Annotated in this window: 21 protein-coding genes; 11 read left to right on the plus strand and 10 right to left on the minus strand. The window is 65.6% G+C overall.

Annotated features, from left to right (window positions below):
• Positions 1 to 22 precede the first annotated feature (22 nt).
• A complete protein-coding gene (locus QF040_RS02560; protein WP_307685549.1) occupies positions 23 to 1,720 on the minus strand; it encodes an electron transfer flavoprotein-ubiquinone oxidoreductase in 1,698 nt (565 codons plus the stop codon).
• Positions 1,721 to 1,826: 106 nt separating this feature from the next.
• On the opposite strand from QF040_RS02560, the gene QF040_RS02565 reads away from it, so the two are divergent.
• From QF040_RS02565 to QF040_RS02580, 4 genes are all read left to right on the plus strand, one after another.
• The gene (locus tag QF040_RS02565; RefSeq protein ID WP_429609705.1) at positions 1,827 to 2,609 is read left to right on the plus strand and encodes an SDR family oxidoreductase; all 783 of its coding nucleotides are present in this window, start codon (positions 1,827 to 1,829) and stop codon (positions 2,607 to 2,609) included.
• A gap of 77 nt (positions 2,610 to 2,686) precedes the next feature.
• Positions 2,687 to 3,511, plus strand: coding sequence for a DMT family transporter (locus tag QF040_RS02570; RefSeq protein ID WP_307600424.1), 825 nt, complete (start codon positions 2,687 to 2,689; stop codon positions 3,509 to 3,511).
• Positions 3,508 to 3,930, plus strand: coding sequence for an acyl-CoA thioesterase (locus QF040_RS02575; protein WP_429609706.1), 423 nt, complete (start codon positions 3,508 to 3,510; stop codon positions 3,928 to 3,930). Before QF040_RS02570 ends, QF040_RS02575 begins: the two co-directional genes overlap by 4 nt.
• A 7-nt stretch (positions 3,931 to 3,937) precedes the next feature.
• Positions 3,938 to 4,663 (plus strand): M949_RS01915 family surface polysaccharide biosynthesis protein, encoded by a 726-nt coding sequence (locus QF040_RS02580; protein WP_429609707.1) that lies wholly within the window; start codon positions 3,938 to 3,940, stop codon positions 4,661 to 4,663.
• Here QF040_RS02580 and QF040_RS02585 read toward each other — a convergent pair.
• Both QF040_RS02585 and QF040_RS02590 read right to left on the minus strand, forming a co-directional pair.
• Positions 4,660 to 6,015, minus strand: a complete 1,356-nt coding sequence (locus tag QF040_RS02585; RefSeq protein WP_429609708.1) for a sensor histidine kinase — start codon at positions 6,013 to 6,015, stop codon at positions 4,660 to 4,662. The genes QF040_RS02580 and QF040_RS02585 overlap by 4 nt on opposite strands.
• Entirely contained in the window at positions 6,012 to 6,686 is a 675-nt protein-coding gene (locus QF040_RS02590; RefSeq protein WP_013540781.1) for a winged helix-turn-helix domain-containing protein, read from the minus strand. The genes QF040_RS02585 and QF040_RS02590 overlap by 4 nt, the downstream gene beginning before the upstream one ends.
• Before the next feature lie 145 nt (positions 6,687 to 6,831).
• Here QF040_RS02590 and QF040_RS02595 point away from each other — a divergent pair, with 145 nt between their 5' ends.
• Genes QF040_RS02595 through QF040_RS02610 form a run of 4 tightly spaced genes read left to right on the plus strand, consistent with a single transcriptional unit; the run spans position 6,832 to position 10,368 of the window.
• Positions 6,832 to 7,536, plus strand: coding sequence for a phosphatase PAP2 family protein (locus QF040_RS02595; protein WP_429609709.1), 705 nt, complete (start codon positions 6,832 to 6,834; stop codon positions 7,534 to 7,536).
• A complete protein-coding gene (locus tag QF040_RS02600) occupies positions 7,523 to 8,107 on the plus strand; it encodes a phosphatase PAP2 family protein (RefSeq protein ID WP_429609710.1) in 585 nt (194 codons plus the stop codon). The genes QF040_RS02595 and QF040_RS02600 overlap by 14 nt, the downstream gene beginning before the upstream one ends.
• Before the next feature lie 46 nt (positions 8,108 to 8,153).
• Positions 8,154 to 9,905 carry a phosphoethanolamine transferase gene (locus QF040_RS02605; RefSeq protein ID WP_429609711.1) on the plus strand — a complete coding sequence of 584 codons (1,752 nt, stop codon included), beginning with the start codon at positions 8,154 to 8,156 and terminating at the stop codon, positions 9,903 to 9,905.
• Positions 9,892 to 10,368 (plus strand): hypothetical protein, encoded by a 477-nt coding sequence (locus QF040_RS02610; protein WP_429609712.1) that lies wholly within the window; start codon positions 9,892 to 9,894, stop codon positions 10,366 to 10,368. Before QF040_RS02605 ends, QF040_RS02610 begins: the two co-directional genes overlap by 14 nt.
• A gap of 60 nt (positions 10,369 to 10,428) precedes the next feature.
• Here the strand turns inward: QF040_RS02610 and QF040_RS02615 are convergent, their stop codons facing one another.
• Both QF040_RS02615 and QF040_RS02620 read right to left on the minus strand, forming a co-directional pair.
• Positions 10,429 to 11,007 (minus strand): peroxidase-related enzyme, encoded by a 579-nt coding sequence (locus QF040_RS02615; protein ID WP_042577136.1) that lies wholly within the window; start codon positions 11,005 to 11,007, stop codon positions 10,429 to 10,431.
• Positions 11,008 to 11,074: 67 nt separating this feature from the next.
• On the minus strand, positions 11,075 to 12,337 hold the full coding sequence (locus tag QF040_RS02620; protein ID WP_429609713.1) for a haloacid dehalogenase-like hydrolase: 1,263 nt from the start codon (positions 12,335 to 12,337) through the stop codon (positions 11,075 to 11,077).
• A gap of 443 nt (positions 12,338 to 12,780) precedes the next feature.
• On the opposite strand from QF040_RS02620, the gene QF040_RS02625 reads away from it, so the two are divergent.
• The 3 genes from QF040_RS02625 to QF040_RS02635 all read left to right on the plus strand — a co-directional run bounded on the left by QF040_RS02625 (position 12,781) and on the right by QF040_RS02635 (position 13,894).
• Entirely contained in the window at positions 12,781 to 13,050 is a 270-nt protein-coding gene (locus tag QF040_RS02625; protein WP_429609714.1) for a hypothetical protein, read from the plus strand.
• Between the two features lie 99 nt (positions 13,051 to 13,149).
• On the plus strand, positions 13,150 to 13,560 hold the full coding sequence (locus QF040_RS02630; protein ID WP_429609715.1) for an Imm70 family immunity protein: 411 nt from the start codon (positions 13,150 to 13,152) through the stop codon (positions 13,558 to 13,560).
• 49 nt (positions 13,561 to 13,609) lie between these two features.
• Positions 13,610 to 13,894, plus strand: a complete 285-nt coding sequence (locus tag QF040_RS02635; protein WP_429609716.1) for a hypothetical protein — start codon at positions 13,610 to 13,612, stop codon at positions 13,892 to 13,894.
• Between the two features lie 666 nt (positions 13,895 to 14,560).
• Here QF040_RS02635 and QF040_RS02640 read toward each other — a convergent pair.
• The 5 genes from QF040_RS02640 to QF040_RS02660 form a co-directional block, all read right to left on the minus strand.
• On the minus strand, positions 14,561 to 14,902 hold the full coding sequence (locus tag QF040_RS02640) for a nuclear transport factor 2 family protein (RefSeq protein ID WP_013540790.1): 342 nt from the start codon (positions 14,900 to 14,902) through the stop codon (positions 14,561 to 14,563).
• Positions 14,899 to 15,588: a glutathione S-transferase family protein gene (locus QF040_RS02645; RefSeq protein WP_429609717.1), complete on the minus strand. Its 690-nt coding sequence runs from the start codon at positions 15,586 to 15,588 to the stop codon at positions 14,899 to 14,901. The genes QF040_RS02640 and QF040_RS02645 overlap by 4 nt, the downstream gene beginning before the upstream one ends.
• A 46-nt stretch (positions 15,589 to 15,634) precedes the next feature.
• The gene (locus QF040_RS02650; protein ID WP_306877244.1) at positions 15,635 to 15,925 is read right to left on the minus strand and encodes a DUF1330 domain-containing protein; all 291 of its coding nucleotides are present in this window, start codon (positions 15,923 to 15,925) and stop codon (positions 15,635 to 15,637) included.
• 168 nt (positions 15,926 to 16,093) lie between these two features.
• Positions 16,094 to 17,356 carry a type II toxin-antitoxin system HipA family toxin gene (locus QF040_RS02655; RefSeq protein WP_429609718.1) on the minus strand — a complete coding sequence of 421 codons (1,263 nt, stop codon included), beginning with the start codon at positions 17,354 to 17,356 and terminating at the stop codon, positions 16,094 to 16,096.
• A complete protein-coding gene (locus QF040_RS02660; RefSeq protein WP_429609719.1) occupies positions 17,346 to 17,693 on the minus strand; it encodes a helix-turn-helix domain-containing protein in 348 nt (115 codons plus the stop codon). Before QF040_RS02660 ends, QF040_RS02655 begins: the two co-directional genes overlap by 11 nt.
• Positions 17,694 to 17,708: the final 15 nt, after the last annotated feature.

Genomic DNA, 17,708 nt, shown 5'->3' on the forward strand with positions numbered 1-17,708 from the left:
GCACCCAAAGAGGCTAGGCGTCTTACATGCCCACGTAGTTCGGCCCGCCGCCGCCTTCGGGCGTGACCCACACGATGTTCTGCGTCGGGTCCTTGATGTCGCAGGTCTTGCAGTGCACGCAGTTCTGCGCGTTGATCTGCAGACGCTGCTTGCCGTCTTCGGTGCCGACGAACTCGTAGACGCCGGCCGGGCAGTAGCGGCTCTCGGGGCCGGCGAACTTCTCGAGGTTGATGTTGACCGGCACCGTCGCATCCTTGAGCGTCAGGTGGGCCGGCTGCTGCTCTTCATGGTTGGTGTTGCTGATGAACACGCTGGAGAGCCGGTCGAAGGTGAGCTTGCCGTCCGGCTTCGGATACACGATGGGCTTGCACTCGGCCGCGGGCTTCAGGTACAGGTGGTCGGGCTTGGTGCGGCGCAGGGTCCAGGGGATGTTGCCCTTCAGCAGCCATTGCTCGATGCCGTTCATGAGTGTGGCGACGCCCAGGCCCTTCTTGAACCAGGCCTTGAAGTTGCGCGCCTTCTTCAGCTCCGTGTAGAGCCAGCTCTTCTCGAACGCGGCCGGATAGGCCGTGAGTTCGTCGTGCTGGCGGCCGGCCTGCACCGCGTCAAAGGCGGCTTCGGCGCACAGCATGCCGGTCTTGATGGCCGCGTGGCTGCCCTTGATGCGGCTCACGTTCAGGTAGCCGGCTTCGCAGCCGACCAGCGCGCCGCCCGGGAACACCGTCTTGGGCAGCGACTGCAGGCCGCCGGCGGTGATGGCGCGCGCGCCGTAGCCGATGCGCTTGGCCGGCTTGATGCCCTTGGCCTCGTCGCCTTCCAGGTACCAGCGCACATTGGGGTGCAGCTTCCAGCGCTGCATTTCCTCGAAGGGGCTGAGGTACGGGTTGCTGTAGTCGAGACCCGTGATGAAGCCCATCGTGACCTTGTTGTCCTCCATGTGATAGAGGAAGGCACCGCCGTAGGTGTCGCTCTTCATCGGCCAGCCGGCCGTGTGCAGCACGAAGCCGGGCTGATGGCGCTTGGGGTCGATTTCCCACACTTCCTTCACGCCCAGGCCGTAGGTCTGCGGGTCCTTTCCTTCGTCGAGCTTGAACTTGGCGATGAGCTGGCGGCCCAGGTGGCCGCGCGCGCCTTCGGCAAACACCGTGTACTTGCCCAGGAGCTCCATGCCGAGCTGGAAGTTCTCGGTCGGCTCGCCGTCCTTGCCGACGCCCATGTTGCCGGTGGCCACGCCGCGCACCGAGCCGTTCTCGTTGTAGAGCACCTCGGCGGCCGGGAAACCGGGGAAGATTTCGACGCCCAGGTTCTCGGCCTGTTGCGCCAGCCACTTGGTGAAGGCACCCAGGCTGATGATGTAGTTGCCGTGGTTCTGGAAGCAGGCCGGCAGGAAGGCATTGGGGGTGCGCAGGCCCGACTTCTCACCGAGGAACACCATCGCGTCGTCGGTGACGGGCTGGTTCAGCGGGGCGCCCAATTGCTTCCAGTCGGGCAGCAGTTCGTTGAGCGCGCGCGGGTCCATGATGGCGCCCGAAAGGATGTGCGCGCCGGGCTCGGAGCCCTTCTCGAGCACCACGACCGAAATCTCTTTTTCGTGCTGGGCGGCCAGCTGCTTCAGGCGGATCGCGGTCGAGAGGCCCGCCGGGCCGCCACCGACCACGACCACGTCGTATTCCATGGCTTCGCGAGGGCCGAACTGGGCAAGGATTTCGTCGTGGGTCATGTGGGTCTGGTCGATAATGTTTTGAGGCTCGGACGCTACGAGGGCGCGAAACATTTTAGGGGGAGCGCAACCCGTCACCTCCGCGACTCACCAGGACCTGTTTTCCATGGCTTACAGCATCGATCTCTCGGGCCGCGTGGCCTTCGTCACCGGCGCCTCCAGCGGCCTCGGCGCCCAGTTCGCAAAAACGCTGGCGCGTGCCGGCGCCGCGGTCGTCCTGGCCAGCCGCCGGGTCGAAAAACTCAAGGAACTGCGCGCCCGCATCGAAGGCGAGGGCGGCGACGCCCACGTGGTCGAACTCGACGTGACCGACCACGGCAGCATCAAGGCCGCCGTCGCGCGTGCCGAGACCGAGGTCGGCCCGATCGACATCCTGGTCAACAACTCCGGCGTGAACGTTCGCCAGCGGCTGCAGGACGTGACGCCCGACGACTACGACTTCATCTTCGACACCAACCTCAAGGGTGCCTTCTTCGTCGCGCAGGAAGTCGGCAAGCGCATGCTGGCGCGCGCCGACGGATCGGCGCCCGGCACCTACATCGGCGGGCGCATCATCAACATCGCCTCGGTGTCCGCGCTCAAGTCGGTGGCCAACATCGGCGCCTACGGCATGAGCAAGGCCGCGCTGGTGCAGATGACCAAGGCCATGGCGCTCGAGTGGGGCCGCTTCGGCATCAACGTGAACGCGCTGTGCCCGGGCTACATCGCCACCGAACTCAACGAAGCGCTCTGGGCCACCGAGGCCGGCGCCAAACTGGTCAGCATCCTGCCGCGCAAGCGCGTGGGCAAGGCCGAAGACCTCGACGGCCTGATCGTGCTGCTGGCCAGTGGCCAGAGCCATTTCGTGAACGGCGCCGTCATCGCGGCCGACGACGGGTTCGCGGTCTGACTCCGAGGGCTTGGATCGGCATTGCTGCCGGGCTGGGCGCTGGCGCGCTCTGGGGCCTGGTGTTCGTGGCGCCGCGGATGGTGGGGCACTTCGGCATGGTCGACATCACCGCAGCGCGCTTCGCGGTGTTTGGTGCTGTGTCGGCGTTGGCAGTGTTCGCGCGGCCGGCGGCTGTACGCTGGCCCAACGGGCGGCAGGCGCTCGCGGCGCTCGGGCTCAGCGTGCTGGGCTTCAGCGGCTACTACTTGCTGCTGGCCTTCGGCATCGTGGCGGCCGGCACCGAGGTGCCCAGCCTCATCATCGGCACGATTCCCGTCTGGATGATGCTGCTCGGCCGGCCCGCGGGACTGCGCATGCGCGCGCTACTGCCGGGCCTCGTGCTCACGGGTGCGGGCATCGCGCTGATGATCTGGGGCGCTTGGTCGACGCAGCATCGCGAGGGTGGGGTGCGCTTCGGCTGGGGTATTGCGCTGGCCCTCGGCGCGATGGTGAGCTGGACGATCTACGGCCTCCTCAACGCGAAATGGCTGCAGCGCCACACCGAACTCAACGCGACCGACTGGGCCAACTGGCTCGGCATCTCGACAGGCCTTGGGGCCTTGCTGCTGTGGCTGGTGGCGGGAAGCGACATGGCCACGCTGAAGGCGCAGCCCGACGGCATGCTCTTCGTCTGGATCGCATTGGCGGGCGGCTTCGGTTCGTCGTGGCTCGCGACCATCCTCTGGAACATCGCCAGCCAGCGCCTCTCTGCGAGCCTGTGCGGCCAACTGATCGTGAGCGAGACGCTGTTCGCCTTGCTCTATTCCTTCGTCTGGGACGGCCGCTGGCCGCAGGCCACCGAGTGGGTGGCGGCGCTGCTGTTCGTGCTGGGCATCCTCGCATCCATCAAGGCGCACCGATGAGAATCGAAATCCCCGAAAAGAAGAAGCTCGTGTATGAAATGTCCATCCCCATCCGCTGGGGCGACATGGACGCCATGGGCCACCTGAACAACGGCACTTACTTCCGCTATCTCGAAACCGCGCGCATCGACTGGATGCGCTCGATCGGCTTCGAGCCCGAGCCCGGCGGCGAAGGCATGGTGATCGTCAATGCCTTCTGCAACTTCTACCGGCAGATCGAATACCCGGGCAACGTGCTGCTGAAGATGTACGTGAGCGACCCGGGCCGCACCACCTTCGAGAGCTGGGGCACGATGGCGCGCGAAGAGGCGCCCGATGTGATCTGCGCGGCGGGCGGGGCGACGACGATCTGGGTGGATTTTCCGAAGCAGAAGGCGTTGGCGTTGCCGGAGTGGCTGCGCGAAATCGTTAGTGAGTAAGCGTGCGATGAAACACAAGGTACTGGCGCTTGCCGCGTGCGCACTGCTCGCCGCGAGCCATGCCCATGCCCATGCCCATGCCCATGCCCATGCCCAGGCCCAGGCCCAGGCCGAAAAGAACGCATGCCCTGCCGACGCGCCGTTCCTGAGCGCCGATGCAGTGAAGAAAGCCAGCGTCGAACTGCCGGTGTTCAAGCGCTATTGCTATACCGACAAGTCCGGCAGCTATGCGCTGGTGCTCGCCGAGAAGCAGGACCTGCCGTTCACGAAGGAGACGCTGTCCTCCACCATCCAGGCCACGCTCTTCAAGGTGGGAAGCGATGGCGCATTGACGCGGCAATGGTCGATCCGCGACTTCGCGGGCAAGGACGACGCCGGCATCAACTTCAGGTCGAAGCTCTCGGAGTTTGCAGATATCGATGCCGACGGGCTGATCGATCCCATCCTGGTCTATCGCTTCTTTGCACCGATCGGTGGGAACAGTTTCGACACCGATGATTTCTCGGGTGCCATCAAGATCGTTGCGTTCCACCAGGGCCGCAAGGTGGTGATCCACGCCATCACCGGCGACCTGGACGGCGACCGAAGCACCAGGGCCAACGCCGAGTTCTTCGCCTTGCCGAAGGCTGTGCGCGAGCACCTGGTCAAGAAGATGGCGCGCATGTACGAGGCTGGACAGTTCGGCTTCGACAACGGCAATGACTTTGTGCCGAAGAAGGCGAAAGCGCGCTAGGCAGGCCGCAACACGATCCGCGCCTCGAACCCTTGCGCTGCCCCCACCGGCGGCGACGCCAACTCCAGCTTCGCGTTGTGCTTCTCCACGATCGTGCCCACGATCGACAGCCCCAGTCCGTAGCCCGCGCGGTCCGAGCCGTGCCGCACGTGGCGCTGCTGCAGCGTCTTCAACTGCGCTGCGTTCACACCGGCGCCGAAGTCCCTCACCACCAGCGTGCACGGTGCCGCCACTTCGATCACCACGCGCCCGCCGCCGCCGTAGCGCAGTGCGTTCTCGACCAGGTTGCGCAGCGCGATCGCGAGTGCATCGACATCGCCGAACGCCACCGGTGCCGCGCTGTCGGGCACCTTGAGCTTCAGGCGCTCGTTGTTCAGCGGGTCTTGCCAGAACTCCTGCGCCACGGTGCCCGCGAGCTGGACCAGGTCGACCCGCGCGCGCGTGAGCGACGCACCCGATTCCGCGCGCGAGAGCTGCAGCAGCTTCTCGGTGCGGTGGCTCAGCATCTGCAGCGCCTGGAGCGCGCCCTGCACGTCTTCGCGTTTCAGGTCGTGGTCGAGCGCGGTCTGCAGCCGCAGGCGCGCGGCAGCCAGCGGCGTGCGCAGCTCGTGGGCCGCGTTGGCGGCGAGCGCGCGCTCCACGTCGAGCGATTGCGCGAGGCGCTCCAGCAGGCTGTTGACGTGGTCGCCCACCGAGCGCAGCTCCTGCGGCAACCCCGGCAGCGTGATCGGCCGCAGGTCGGTGCCGCTGCGCTTTTCGATCTCGCCGGCGAGTTGCTGCAGCACGCGCAGCTCGGTGCGCGCCACGTTGCGCAGCACCAGCGCCAGCAGCGGCAGCACCGCGCCGAGCGGAATGATCAGGCCGAACAGCGTGCGGTTGAGCGCGTGGCGGCGCTCGTCGAGCGGGTCGGCCACCTGGAAGTAGAGGCCGAGCGTCGGATGGCGCACGGTGTAGATGCGCCAGGTCGGGTTGTTGGCAAAACCAGGGGCGAGCGGCACATCGAAGGTGTCGATGGGCGTCTCGGCCGAACGCAGCAGCACGTGCTCGTGGATGTCGACCACCTGGTACATCACCGCGTCTTCGGCGAACAGCTGCTTGGGCGCGACCAGCGGCGTGGCGGGCAGTGCCTCGCCCCTGTGCTGCAGCTTGTCGAGTTCCTGCACGGCCATGTCGAACATGCGGTGCGACACCTCGACCAGCTCGTTGTCGAAGTTGTGGTTGATCTCGCGGTCCACATACCAGACCACGGCCAGCACGCACAAGAGCCACACGCCGCCGACCCACAGGATGAGGGTGCGCGTGAGGCGCCCGGCCAGCGAGTCGCGACCGTTTGTGATCAAGCCGGCGCTCATTCCTCGTCGTCCGCCGAGAACGACAGCCGGTAGCCGAGGCCGCGCAGCGTCTGGATGTGGCTCTTGCCGAGCTTGCGGCGCAGGCGGCTGATGAAGACCTCGAGCGTGTTGCTGTCGGCCTCGTCGCCGAAGCCGTAGAGCGCGTCGGCGAGGTTCTCGCGCGTGTGGATGCGCTCGGGGCGCGTGGCCATCACGCGCAGCAGGGCCCATTCCTTTTGCGTGAGTACGACGGGGGTGCCGTCCTTGCGCACGCGGTCGTGGGCCAGGTCGATCTCCAGCGTGCCGAAGTGCAGAACGGGCGATGTGTTGGCGCTGCGCCGGCGTTCGACGGCGCGCAGCCGTGCCAGCAGTTCGGCGGGGTCGTAAGGCTTGATGAGGTAGTCGTCGGCGCCCGCGTCGAGCCCGCGGATGCGGTCGGTGACCTGGTCGCGGGCCGTGAGCACGATGACGATGGGGGGCTCGCGCAGCGCGCGCACCTGCGGCAGCAGCGAGAGGCCGTCGCCATCGCCCAGGTGCAGGTCGAGCAGCACCGCCGCGTACTGCACCGAGAGCAGGGCGCCGCGTGCCTCGGCGAGGCTGGGCGCCACGTCGACGACGAAAGCCTTGGCCAGCAGATAGCTGCACACGGCGTCTGCCAAGGAAGTGTCATCTTCGACAAGCAATATGCGCACGCGGTGTGTCTCTGAAAAAACACGAAGTCTATCGCCGCAGGGCGGTCGAGGGGGGCCGCGTCAGCATTCGTTCAGGTCGCTTCAGACTGGGTTCATTTCGCGAACGTAGGCTCGCGCCAGTTTTTGTCGAGGCCTGGTTCTTTCAATGACACGTACCGCGAATCTCCGTCTCGGAGCCCTGACCTTGCTCGCACTGGCCTTGCTGATGATCTGGGATGCCTCCCACGGCGACCTGCTGCTGGCGCGCATGGCCGGCACGCCCATGGGCTTTCCGTGGCGCGAGAACCCCTTCCTGGTCCATGTGATGCACGAGGGCGCCAGAAACCTGAGCTGGCTGCTGGTGATCGGCCTGTTCGTGGCCATCCGCTGGCCGCTGGGCATCCTGCGGAAGCTTCCCACGCGCGACCGGGTGCAGTTGGCGGTGACCGTGCTGGCCTCGGTGCTGGCCGTCAGTGCCATCAAGCATTTCAGCGACACCAGCTGCCCCTGGGACCTGAATGAGTTCGGCGGCGTCGCGCACTACGTGTCGCACTGGTCGTGGGGCGTGGGCGACGGCGGTCCCGGCGGGTGCTTCCCGGCCGGGCACGCGTCGGCCGCATTCGCCTACGTCGGCGGCTATTTCGTGCTGCGCCGGGCGTCCGCCCGCGCGGCGTTCATCTGGCTGGGCGTGGCGGTGGTGGCCGGCCTGGTGCTGGGCTTCGCGCAGCAGCTGCGCGGCGCCCACTACATGAGCCACACGCTCTGGACTGCCTGGGTCTGCTGGGTTGTCGGATTCGCCATCGATCTGGCGGTGACCCGCCGGAACCAAAGCCCGCTCGAACCAGCGACACCCCTTCATGCAAGCTCTTGATTTCGCCCTGTTCGGCTGGCTCAACGCGGACGCTTCGGCGCCGCTGTGGCTCATCGAGTTCGCCCGTTTCGCCTCCGAAGTGCTGCCGGCCCTGCTGGCCGTGACGATCATCGCGAGCGCGATGTTCGACAAGCGCTGGCGCTATGCGCTTTTCACCGCGCTGGTGAGCGTGATCGCGACGTGGGTCATCGTGAACGTGTTCCGCTCGGCGCTGCCGTTTCCGAGACCCGCGTTCTTCGGGCTGGGCATCCAGTGGGAGCCGCAGGGCATGCGGCCCGGCTTTCCGAGCCTGCATGCGGCCGGCACCTTCGCCGCCGCCTTCTCGCTGTGGTGCCTGCCGCACCGTGCCCCCATGCTGGCGGCGCTCGCGGCGGCGGCTGTGGTGGCCTGGAGCCGCCTCTACCTGGGGCTGCACTTTCCATCGGACATTGCGGCGGCCGTGCTCCTTGCGGCGCTGGTGTCGATCATTGTCGAGCGCGGCGTGAGCCGCCCACTGAGCCTGGCCCTCGCCAGAATGCCGGCCCGCCGCCGGCTTGCGCGTGCACGACGGACGAGTCTGAACGCGGACTGAACGCCCGGTTCAGGCTCCTTTCAGGCAGCGTCCCTACATTCGCTGCATGTCTTTTTCGCGTACCGAGCCTGCACCCGTGCACAGCGCACCTCTTTTCGAGGCTTCTGCGCAACAGCTTTCCCCGCCCGGGGCGCTCTGGCAACGTGTCGACCAGTGGCTCACGCGCCCGCGATCGGCCGCGCTGGTCATGCTCTGGCTGGGCCTGTACCTGGTGCTGACCACCAACTGGCCGCTCTGGAACGAGCTGGCCCGCATCGGCGGGGCGCCGAGCACCTACCTGCCGACGGTCATCGCCATGAGCCTGCTCACGCTGTGCGGCACTGTGGCGATGCTTTCGCTCACCGCCTGGTCGCGCTGGCTGAAGCCGCTGTGGTTCCTGGTGGTCGTGCTGGCCGCGGTGACGCAGCACTACATGCTCGAGTACCGCGTCGTCATGGACCCGACCATGATCGCCAACGCGCTGCAGACCGACCCCAACGAGGCGCGCGACCTGCTGAGCTGGCGCATGGCGTTCAACGTGCTGATCGTCGCCTTGCCCGCGGGGTTGATGCTCTGGCGCATGCGCATCGCGCCGATGGGCTTTCTCTCGAAGCTCTGGCGCAACGCGGCCCTGCTGCTGCTGGCCGTGGTGGTGGCGCTCGCGACCGGCGTGGCGATGAACCGGCAGCTCGCGCCGCTGATGCGCAACAACATCCACCTGCGCTACATGATGAACCCGATCGCGAGCCTCTACTCGACGGGCGCCGTGTTCATCAAGCCGCTGTTCAAGCGCAGCGGCAAGCTCATTCCGATCACCCCCGGCACCACGCTCGGCGCGAGCTACGCAGCGCAGGTGCGCCCGCCGATGTTCGTGGTCGTGGTGGGCGAAACGGCGCGTGCCGATCACTTCGCGCTGAACGGCTACGCACGCGACACCACGCCCGAGCTGGCCAAGCGCAACGTGCTGAGTTACCGCGACGTGCATTCGTGCGGCACCAACACGCTGGCTTCGGTGCCGTGCATGTTCTCGCCGCTGGGCAAGCAAGGCTACGAATCGCGCAAGGACGATTACGAGAACCTCGTCGATGTGCTGCAGGCCTCGGGCCTGGCCGTGCTCTGGCTCGACAACCAGGCCGGCTGCAAGGACGTGTGCACGCGCATTCCCAATGCGTCAGCCTTCGACGGGCTCGATGCGGCCACCAAGAAGGCCCTGTGCGATGGCGACGAGTGCCTCGACGAAGTGATGCTCAAGAACCTGGACGCGCGCATCGCCGCGCTGCCGGCCGAGCGCCGCGCCAAGGGCGTGGTGCTGGTGATGCACCAGATGGGCAGCCACGGCCCGGCCTACTACAAGCGCTCGGCGCCCGAGGTGAAACGCTTCACGCCCGAGTGCAAGACCAATGCGCTGGCCGAGTGCGGGCACAACGAGCTGATGAACGTCTACGACAACTCCATCGTGCAGACCGACCGCTTTCTCGCCGACACCATCGACTGGCTCAAGGCGCAGTCGAAGCAATACGACCCGGCGATGCTCTACGTGAGCGACCACGGCGAATCGCTCGGCGAGTACGGCCTCTTCCTGCACGGCGTGCCATACAGCTTTGCGCCCGAGGCGCAGAAGCACGTGCCGATGGTCACCTGGTTCAGCGAAGGCATGAGCGAGCGCCGCAAGCTCTCGCGCTCGTGCATGGAGGCGGGGCTCGATGCACCCCTCACGCACGACAACCTCTATCACACGGTGCTGGGCCTGATGGACGTGAACACGCCCACCTACAAGCCCGCGCTGGATGCGCTCGCCTCCTGCCGTGCGAAGGCCTGACGCGGACCGCGATCGATCGAGAACCGTTCGGGCCGAGCTTGTCGAAGTCAGGATGTGCAGTGGAAGGCCCTTCGACAAGCTCAGGGCGAACGGTGTTGTGGTGGGCGACGTCTCCCGGACCGTTCGGGCTGAGCTTGTCGAAGCCAGGATGTGGAGTGGAAGGCCCTTCGACAAGCTCAGGGCGAACGGTGTTGTGGTGGGCGACGTCTCCCGGACCGTTCGGGCCGAGCTTGTCGAAGCCAGGATGTGGAGTGGAAGGACCTTCGACAAGCTCAGGGCGAACGGTGTTGTGGTGGGCGACGTCTCCCGGACCGTTCGGGCCGAGCTTGTCGAATCCAGGATGTGCAGTGGAAGGCCCTTCGACAAGCTCAGGGCGAACGGTGTTGTGGTGGGCGACGTCTCCCGGACCGTTCGGGCTGAGCTTGTCGAAGCCTTGCGCTGCGCTTCGACAGGCTCAGCGTGAACGGATTGTTTTCGACAAGAACCGAAAAGGAACGGATCGCGCCCTATCGGACGCAGGCCATCACTTCTTCTCGCGCGGCAGCCGCCCCATCAGGAAGAACTCGTTGTTCGGCTGCATGCCGCTGAAGCTCGCGAGCCGGTTGCTCAGGCCGAAGAAGGCGGTGATGGCCGCGATGTCCCAGATGTCCTCGTCGTCGAAGCCGTGGGCGTGCAGCGGCGGGAAGTCGCTGTCGTCGATCTCGTGCGAGCGGTCGCAGACCTTCATCGCAAAGTCGAGCATCGCGCGCTGGCGCGGCGTGATGTCGGCCTTGCGGTAGTTCACCGCCACCTGGTCGGCCACCAGCGGCTTTTTCTCGTAGATGCGCAGCAGCGCGCCGTGCGCCACCACGCAGTAGAGGCACTGGTTGGCCGCGCTGGTGGTGGTGACGATCATCTCGCGGTCGCCCTTGGTGAGCGAGCCTTCTTCCTTGAGCATCAGCGCGTCGTGGTACGCGAAGAACGCGCGCCACTCGGCCGGGCGGCGTGCAAGGCCGAGGAACACGTTGGGCACGAAGCCGGCCTTTTCCTGCACGGCGAGGATCGCGGTGCGGATGTCTTCGGGCAGGTCCTTGAGTTCGGCGAGGGGGTAGCGGGCAGCCATGGCTTGTCTCCTGGTGTCGTTCGATGCCAGGATCATAGGCAGGTGACCGCCGCCTGCCTGCGTCTGTCTATTTGAGTGCCTTGCCCTGCGTGGCACCCAGCGGTGTGTGCAACTGCGACGCCACCCACTGGCCTGTGTTGTCGTCGCGGCCTTGCAGCAGATAGCGCGTGTCAGGCTTGCCGTAGTTCTGCACCGCCATCGCCGAGAACTTGCCGATGTCGGTCTTCGGATCGCGCAGGCGGTTGACGATCAGCACCTTCTTCGTGTCGGCGAAGTCGGCCATCATGTTCTGGTCACCTTCGCTGTCGCCGGCGATGAAGCTCGGGCCGTAGCCGTATTTGCTGACGAGAAAGCGCTGGATGTTCTTCGTCTTGCCCGGGCCCTGCGTCTGGTCGTAGCCGCGGCGGAATTCGGGCTGGATCACGCCGTTGGCGTCGCGCTCCAGCTCCATCGCGAGCACGCGGTCGGGCGGGTTGTTGTAGCCGAAGGCGGGGTTCGAAGAGATCTCCTTGATCACGTCGACGAACGAGGCCGAGCACACCCACACATCGAAGCCCGCGTTGCGGAATGCGGCGTACAGCTCCTGCATCTCGGGCTGCAGCCGGAGGCCGTTCTTCCAGCTCACCGAGACCACGCCCGCCTTGCCCGGAAGCGCAGCCGGCGAGGTCCACTTCACCTTCGCGACCGGCTCCTTCAACTGCCACGCCACCGTGTCGGCCGTGAGCTTGCGCACCTGCGCTTCGGTCATGCCGACGAAGAGGTAGGTGACCCACGGGTAGGCCGTGTCGTGGTCGAAGGTGTCGCCGATGGCTTCGTACAGGTAGCGCACCTTGGTGGTGAAGGCGATGTAGTTCGGATCGAGCTTCACGGCCGCCAGCGGCTTGCTGCCCTTGAGGGTGCTGCTGTTCTGGTAGAGCCAGGTGTAGCTGGCCACGATGTCGGGCACCACGAGGTCGATGTTGACCGGCTTGCCCGCCGCGTTGTTGTGCGCGGGCAAAAAGTCTTTCTTCGGAATGTTCTTGCGCAGCGCCACTTCGAGCTGCGCGGGCGTGGCGCCGAATGCGAGGTTCTCCAACTGGTAGATGAGCGAGGCTTCCTCGATGTCGAGGAAGACGCTGGTGTTGTCCCAGTCGAATACCACGTAGGGCGGCTTGGCGGCGTTGTAGCCCGGGCTGCCCTTGCCGAGGCTGGCGATCAGGCCTTCGATCTGCGCGCGGTTGAAGGCGTCCCAGTGGGCGGGCGAGAGGCCCATGGCTGGCGAGAGGCTCGCGCAGCCGGTGGCGACCAGCGCGGCGGCGAGCGGGGTGAGGAGGGCAAGGCGGCGTTGCATGCGTTCCCTGTGGTGGTGCGTTGTCGATGGATGAGAAGCGCCGAGCGTAGGCAACGCCCGTGACGCTTCGACATCGACCTACGCATCAGCCGTGCCAGCTGTTTGCTGTGCGCGGCCGGCACATGCCTTCGTCGCCCGTCGGAAGTTGTATTTGTGCGCGCGAACGGGGACTTCATGCACCACGCATCGGCCCCGCAGCACGCGCTCTTCTCTAAAGTGAATGCCCCCTGTCACCCAGCACCCCACCAAGGGGCGCAGCAAGGCGCAACGCACAACACAAGCTGAATGAATAGATAAATGAAGAACCGCTTCGCCTCGCGGCGGGTTGTCGGTGTGCAAGCACCGATGCAAATGCGAGATATCAAAAGGCGACGGCCGGGGTGCGCAAACACCCCAGCCGTCTAACCAAAGACGTGCAACAACCTCAAAAGGACCGCACAAAAATGGCTACCAAGACTATAGCCCGGCCTCGCACGCCGGTATCTCCCACCGGGAACGACCAGGACCCGACGGACCTCCTCGAAAACACGCTCGCACAACTTGAGGCCCTGCTGTGGATCTGCCACGGCGAAGACATCGATTGGTGCAGCGGCAGCGGGCCTTCGCACCTGGACAACGTGCTCTGGCTCGCCTCCGACCTCGCGCGAAAGGCGGCGGCGTTGTTCCAGTTGAGCGAGAAAGCGCGGCGCGAGGCGCTTGCGACCGGCCCGTAGCGGCCACGCAGCCAGCTGCAGGGCAGAATCCGCCCGACCGGACAGCAGTCATGCAAGGCGACGCATCGGGCGGCGCCCAGTTCACAAGGAGCAGCACTGATGGCAGTGGGAGTGACAGTCGGATCCATCACGAATGAACTCGGCGCGCCGTCGTTCGTGCACTCGTTCTTCTCGACCATCAGTGCGCATTGCGAACCTGACGGTTGGGGAAGCCGGTTTCCGCATTTGATGAACGAGCTTTATCAGGGGCGCTTGCCTCACGAGAATGCGCTGCCCGCGCTCGATGAACTGCGACTGGCCAAAGCCGCGCTGGACAAGTTGCCGCCCTCGGCTGTGGTCTGGGACATCGAGAACCGCCAGGCGAGGCCGCCGTGGGGGAGCAACATCGCATCGCACATCACGAGCTTGGGCAACTACTTCGTGACGAGTGCGGGACGTGGGATGTTCGATGTTCTGGAGCGAGCGTTAGTGGCTTCTGCCGAGGAGCGGCGAGATGCGGTTTTGCAGTGATGGTGGCAGTCGGCGGAGCAGCTAATCAACAAGCTTTGGGAGGAGTGTCATGAAGCGTGGGAGCGCCTATGCAGTACTTGCAAGGGAGTTGGAGGCGTTCCGCCTGTTGCCCTGGTCGAGGCTTGCGGCGCATGCCAGCGCTGGACCCACTTCAAAAACAGTCGAGGTGGAAGGCGAGGAACTTCAGATTGAAATTCAGGTGATCGAAGCGGCGACGCGCCAGCAAGCGGTGACGGTAACTGCTGTTGCGTTTGGCCCGAGCCACTTGCAGATGGAGCGCCTTGAGGAGAGCGTGACGATTGCGAAGCACGATACGATCCACGCGCCTCGGTAACTTCTGAAGTCAGCCAGTCGCCGACATCTCCGCGGAACTGCTGAGATTCAGCCGGCCCCTGAATGCCGCTTCAAGATGGATGCCGAAATTTCCTGGTCAACCTATGAGCAAGGGTCCACTGTGCCGTTGAACGAGCAGCCTGTTTCCGAAGCCCAAGAACGCCTCGATGTTTGAGTCGATGAATCCACTGTCTGCCTCATCGCAGTCGGCTCGCATGGTGATCCGCTTGAGCTGGGGGAACAAGAAATGGAGACCCTCATCCAGCGCCTGCAAGATTGCCTCCGAATAGCCAAGGGCGAAGCACCAGGGTAGTGGGAACGTCATGAGGAAATGGCCAGGGGCGGATTTTCGCGGGCCTCAGTTCCTGAAAGATTGAAGATAGATGGATGTCATCACGGCCCACACTTTCAGCAGCAATCACAGACGTCAAATCGAAGCGAGCGAGATCTGTGGCTGCTTCTATTGCATGGCCTCATTTCCACCTGCGACCATCGTTGAGTGGGTCGATGAAGGTCGGACTGCCATATGTCCAAAATGCGGCATTGACTCTGTCGTAGGCTCCGCCGCTGGAGTTCCTATCACTCACGAATTTCTGAGCAGCATGCGCGCTCATTGGTTTGATGCATGACGTTTGCCGGACAAAGGCGATTTTTCAACAATGCTTGGTCAGGCCGCCGTCGTGGCTTGCGTCATGACGGTGACCCACGCACCGTCCATGCGTTTCCAGACTTCCATTACCCATAGTCCGCCGCTGAAGAAGCGAGTGACCACAAGGTCGCCTTGCTGCTCGTGTTGCTCGCGTTCGCGCAGCACATAGGGCCGCTGCTTCTGCGTCTGAAGATTGCCGATTCGTTCGGCCCGAGACATGAACTGGCCGTTCTGCTGGACAGTCGTGAAGTCGCTCGCGGTGTACTTGCCCCACTGTGCCGAATCGACGGCGTAGAAGGCGTCGTCACGTGCGCGCATGGCGGCTTGAAGGTCGGAAGGGAGCAGGGTTGTGCTGGTCATGGGAGCACTGTAGTGCCCGTCGCCGAGGTCTCCCGACTTGCCGGCAAAGGCGCAGCGTTGATCGCCAACTGCGCAGCAAACGCCCGCTGGTAGGCCGGCCGCGCTTCCCCGCGAGCGACATAGGCGGCCAGGTTGGGAAACTCGTCCAGCAGGCCGGACGGTCTCGCCCGCAGCAGCACCGACGCCATCAGCAGGTCGCCCGCGCTGAAGTCGCCGTCCAGCCAGTCGGCATCGCCCAGGCGAGCGGCAAGCTGGGCGAGCCGGGCGCGCACGCGGTCGTGCACGAGGGGCATGCGCTCGTCTTTCCAGGGCTGGTCGCCTTCCACGAACTTGACGGTGACGAGTTCGAGGATGGGAGGCTCGACCGTGTTGAGCGCCGCGAACATCCATGTGATCGCGCGCGCCCTTGCGTTGGCATCGACGGGAAGCAGGCCGGGGCGGCGCTCGGCGATGTGCAGCACGATGGCGCCGGTCTCGAACAGCGCGAGGTCGTCTTCCTCGTAGGTGGGAATCTGGCCGAAGGGATGCAGCGCCAGATGCGCTGCCTCCTTCATTGCGCGCATGGACACCAGGCGCACCTCGTAGGGCAGGCCGGCTTCCTCCAGTGCCCAGCGCACGCGCGTGTCGCGTGCCAGGCCCTTGCCGCCGTCGGGCGACCGTTCAAAGGCGGTGATGGTGATGGTCATCGTGAATGTCCTTCGACCTTGCGAGCGTGAGCGCGCCCCGGGTTGCTCAAACCCCTTCGACGATGCGCAGGTCCCGTTCGGCGCCGTCGCCCAGCGCAGCGAGCGCGGCCTGGTAGTCGGGACTGTCGTGTACGGCCGTCGCTTGCTCGACGCTGTCGAACTCGATCAGCACGGTGCGTTCGGCCAAGCCGTACTCGTAGACCTTGGCGGGCAGGCCTCGCGCGAGAAAGCGTCCGCCGCCGGCCGCGATCGCCGGGCCGGCCAGTTTCGCGTAGGCCGCGAGTTTGTCGGCGTCCTTGACGGCTCGGTATGCACTGACCCAATAGGCTTTTGCCATGGCGATCTCTTTCTGTCTTGTTGCTGGATGAATAAGTGATTCGCGTCGCTGAAAAACGATCCGCGGACCGGATCTTCGGCGCCTGCGTTCGACCTGTCCGGGGCAGGGGAATCAAAGTCTATCTGTGCTGCTGCCCTTTGGCAGTCGAGTGCAGTCGAGCGCGGGCGCCTAGGCGGCAATGCGCCCGGCCTGCTGCTCGATGAAGGCGGCCACGCGTCGCACGAGCGCCAGATCGCCACCGGCAGACGCCACGCTGGCTGCCGCATGAACGGCGACTGTCTCGCCAATGGCAAGGATGATTTCGTCGGCCGCCGCAGTCGTCAGGCCGAAGTGGCGCGCCGCCTCGCGTACCAGCGCAAGGCTCGATGCGTGCTGCCCCGGAAGAATGGCCAGCTCCTGGTAACCCGTGTGTCCGCCCAGCTGCATCACGAGGTCGAAGGCAGGGGCGAGGCGCCACAGCCCGTCTTCGCCACGCAGCGCGCCATGGTTCTTGACGTGATCGTCGCTGTTGCCCACCGCCAGGTTGAACACCAGCCGGCGGAACAGTTCGGACAGGTCTTCCTGCGGCCGCCGCGAGATGCGGCGCAGCAGCTGCGCGAGCTCGACGTAGCTGCCTCGGCTGGATTCATAGGGCACGTCGAGCAATGCCGAAGCCGAGAGGTAATGAAAGCGCCGCTCGTCGGTCACCGGGCCCGCGCGGTCGAAGCGTTCGACCAGCAAGGCATGCCCCAGCGCGAGGGGTTGGAGCAGGAAGGGCGGAACCTCGATGCCGCAGGCGTCGGCCAGCCAGAGCGTGGCGGCTTCGATCACTTCCACGTCGTGGTCGTCGCCGCGCGATGCGAACTTGGCGATGAAGCGCCGGCCTTCATGCACGAAGGCGGCCTTGGGGCGCGCGCCGCCCAGGCTGCCACCCCGCAGGAGCCGGTGCATGTCGGGTCCGATCTCCATGCCGGCTTCTACGCGCCGGGACGCTTCGGCAAGTTCTTCCAGCGACAGGAGCGCCGAGGGCGGCTTCTCGCTCTCGATGGGCAGGGCTTCGGCGAACACCATCGCGCCGATGCGGTCCTCGTTGGTGAGCAGCAATGCATCGATGTCGGGCAGGGGCCTGCCCTGGCGTATTTCGAGCACCTTGCGGCCCCAGCTGTCGGGCAGTGCGTCGCGCAGCGTGAGCGGCATGGCGCCGCCTTCGCGGAGGCGGCGCTCGGGCAGCACGAAGGCGGCATCGCGCAGCGGCAGCTGCTCGGGGTTGAGCGGCGCGGCGGCCGGGTCTTCGAGATAGCGCCTGCCGTAGGCGAATTCGCCGGACTCCACCACGCCACGGCGAACGAGCTTCATCAGGCCGGCCGGCTGCACCCGCTCGCCGGTGTGGTGCGCGAGGCCGACGTAGATGCGGCGCTCGGCATCGGCATTGGCGGCGTCGTCAGAAGTCACGTTCGTTCTCCGCGATCACGCCTGCCGTGCCTTGTTGCGCGGCCGACTTGCGGACGCGGCGCTTCGCCGCCAGACCGGTGGGTGCCGGGGCCACACCGTCGATCGAATCGATCTCGCCGAAGAGCCACAGCGCATGGGCCAGCAGGCCGATGCTGGTGCCGGGCTTGCCGGATTCGAGCGCGCGCAGTGTGTTGGGCGAGCACAGCAGGCGCTCGGCCATTTCGGCGATCGTCCATTCGCGCTGGACCCTGTGCGCGCGCAGGCGCAGGCCCAGCCTTTCAAGAGGCGCGATGGTTTGCGAGGGCAGGGCCGAGAGGCTGTGGCTGCTTTTCGACATCAATAAAATGACTAT

The organism is Variovorax sp. W2I14, from assembly GCF_050435205.1.
Taxonomy (GTDB): Bacteria; Pseudomonadota; Gammaproteobacteria; order Burkholderiales; family Burkholderiaceae_C; genus Variovorax; species Variovorax paradoxus_C.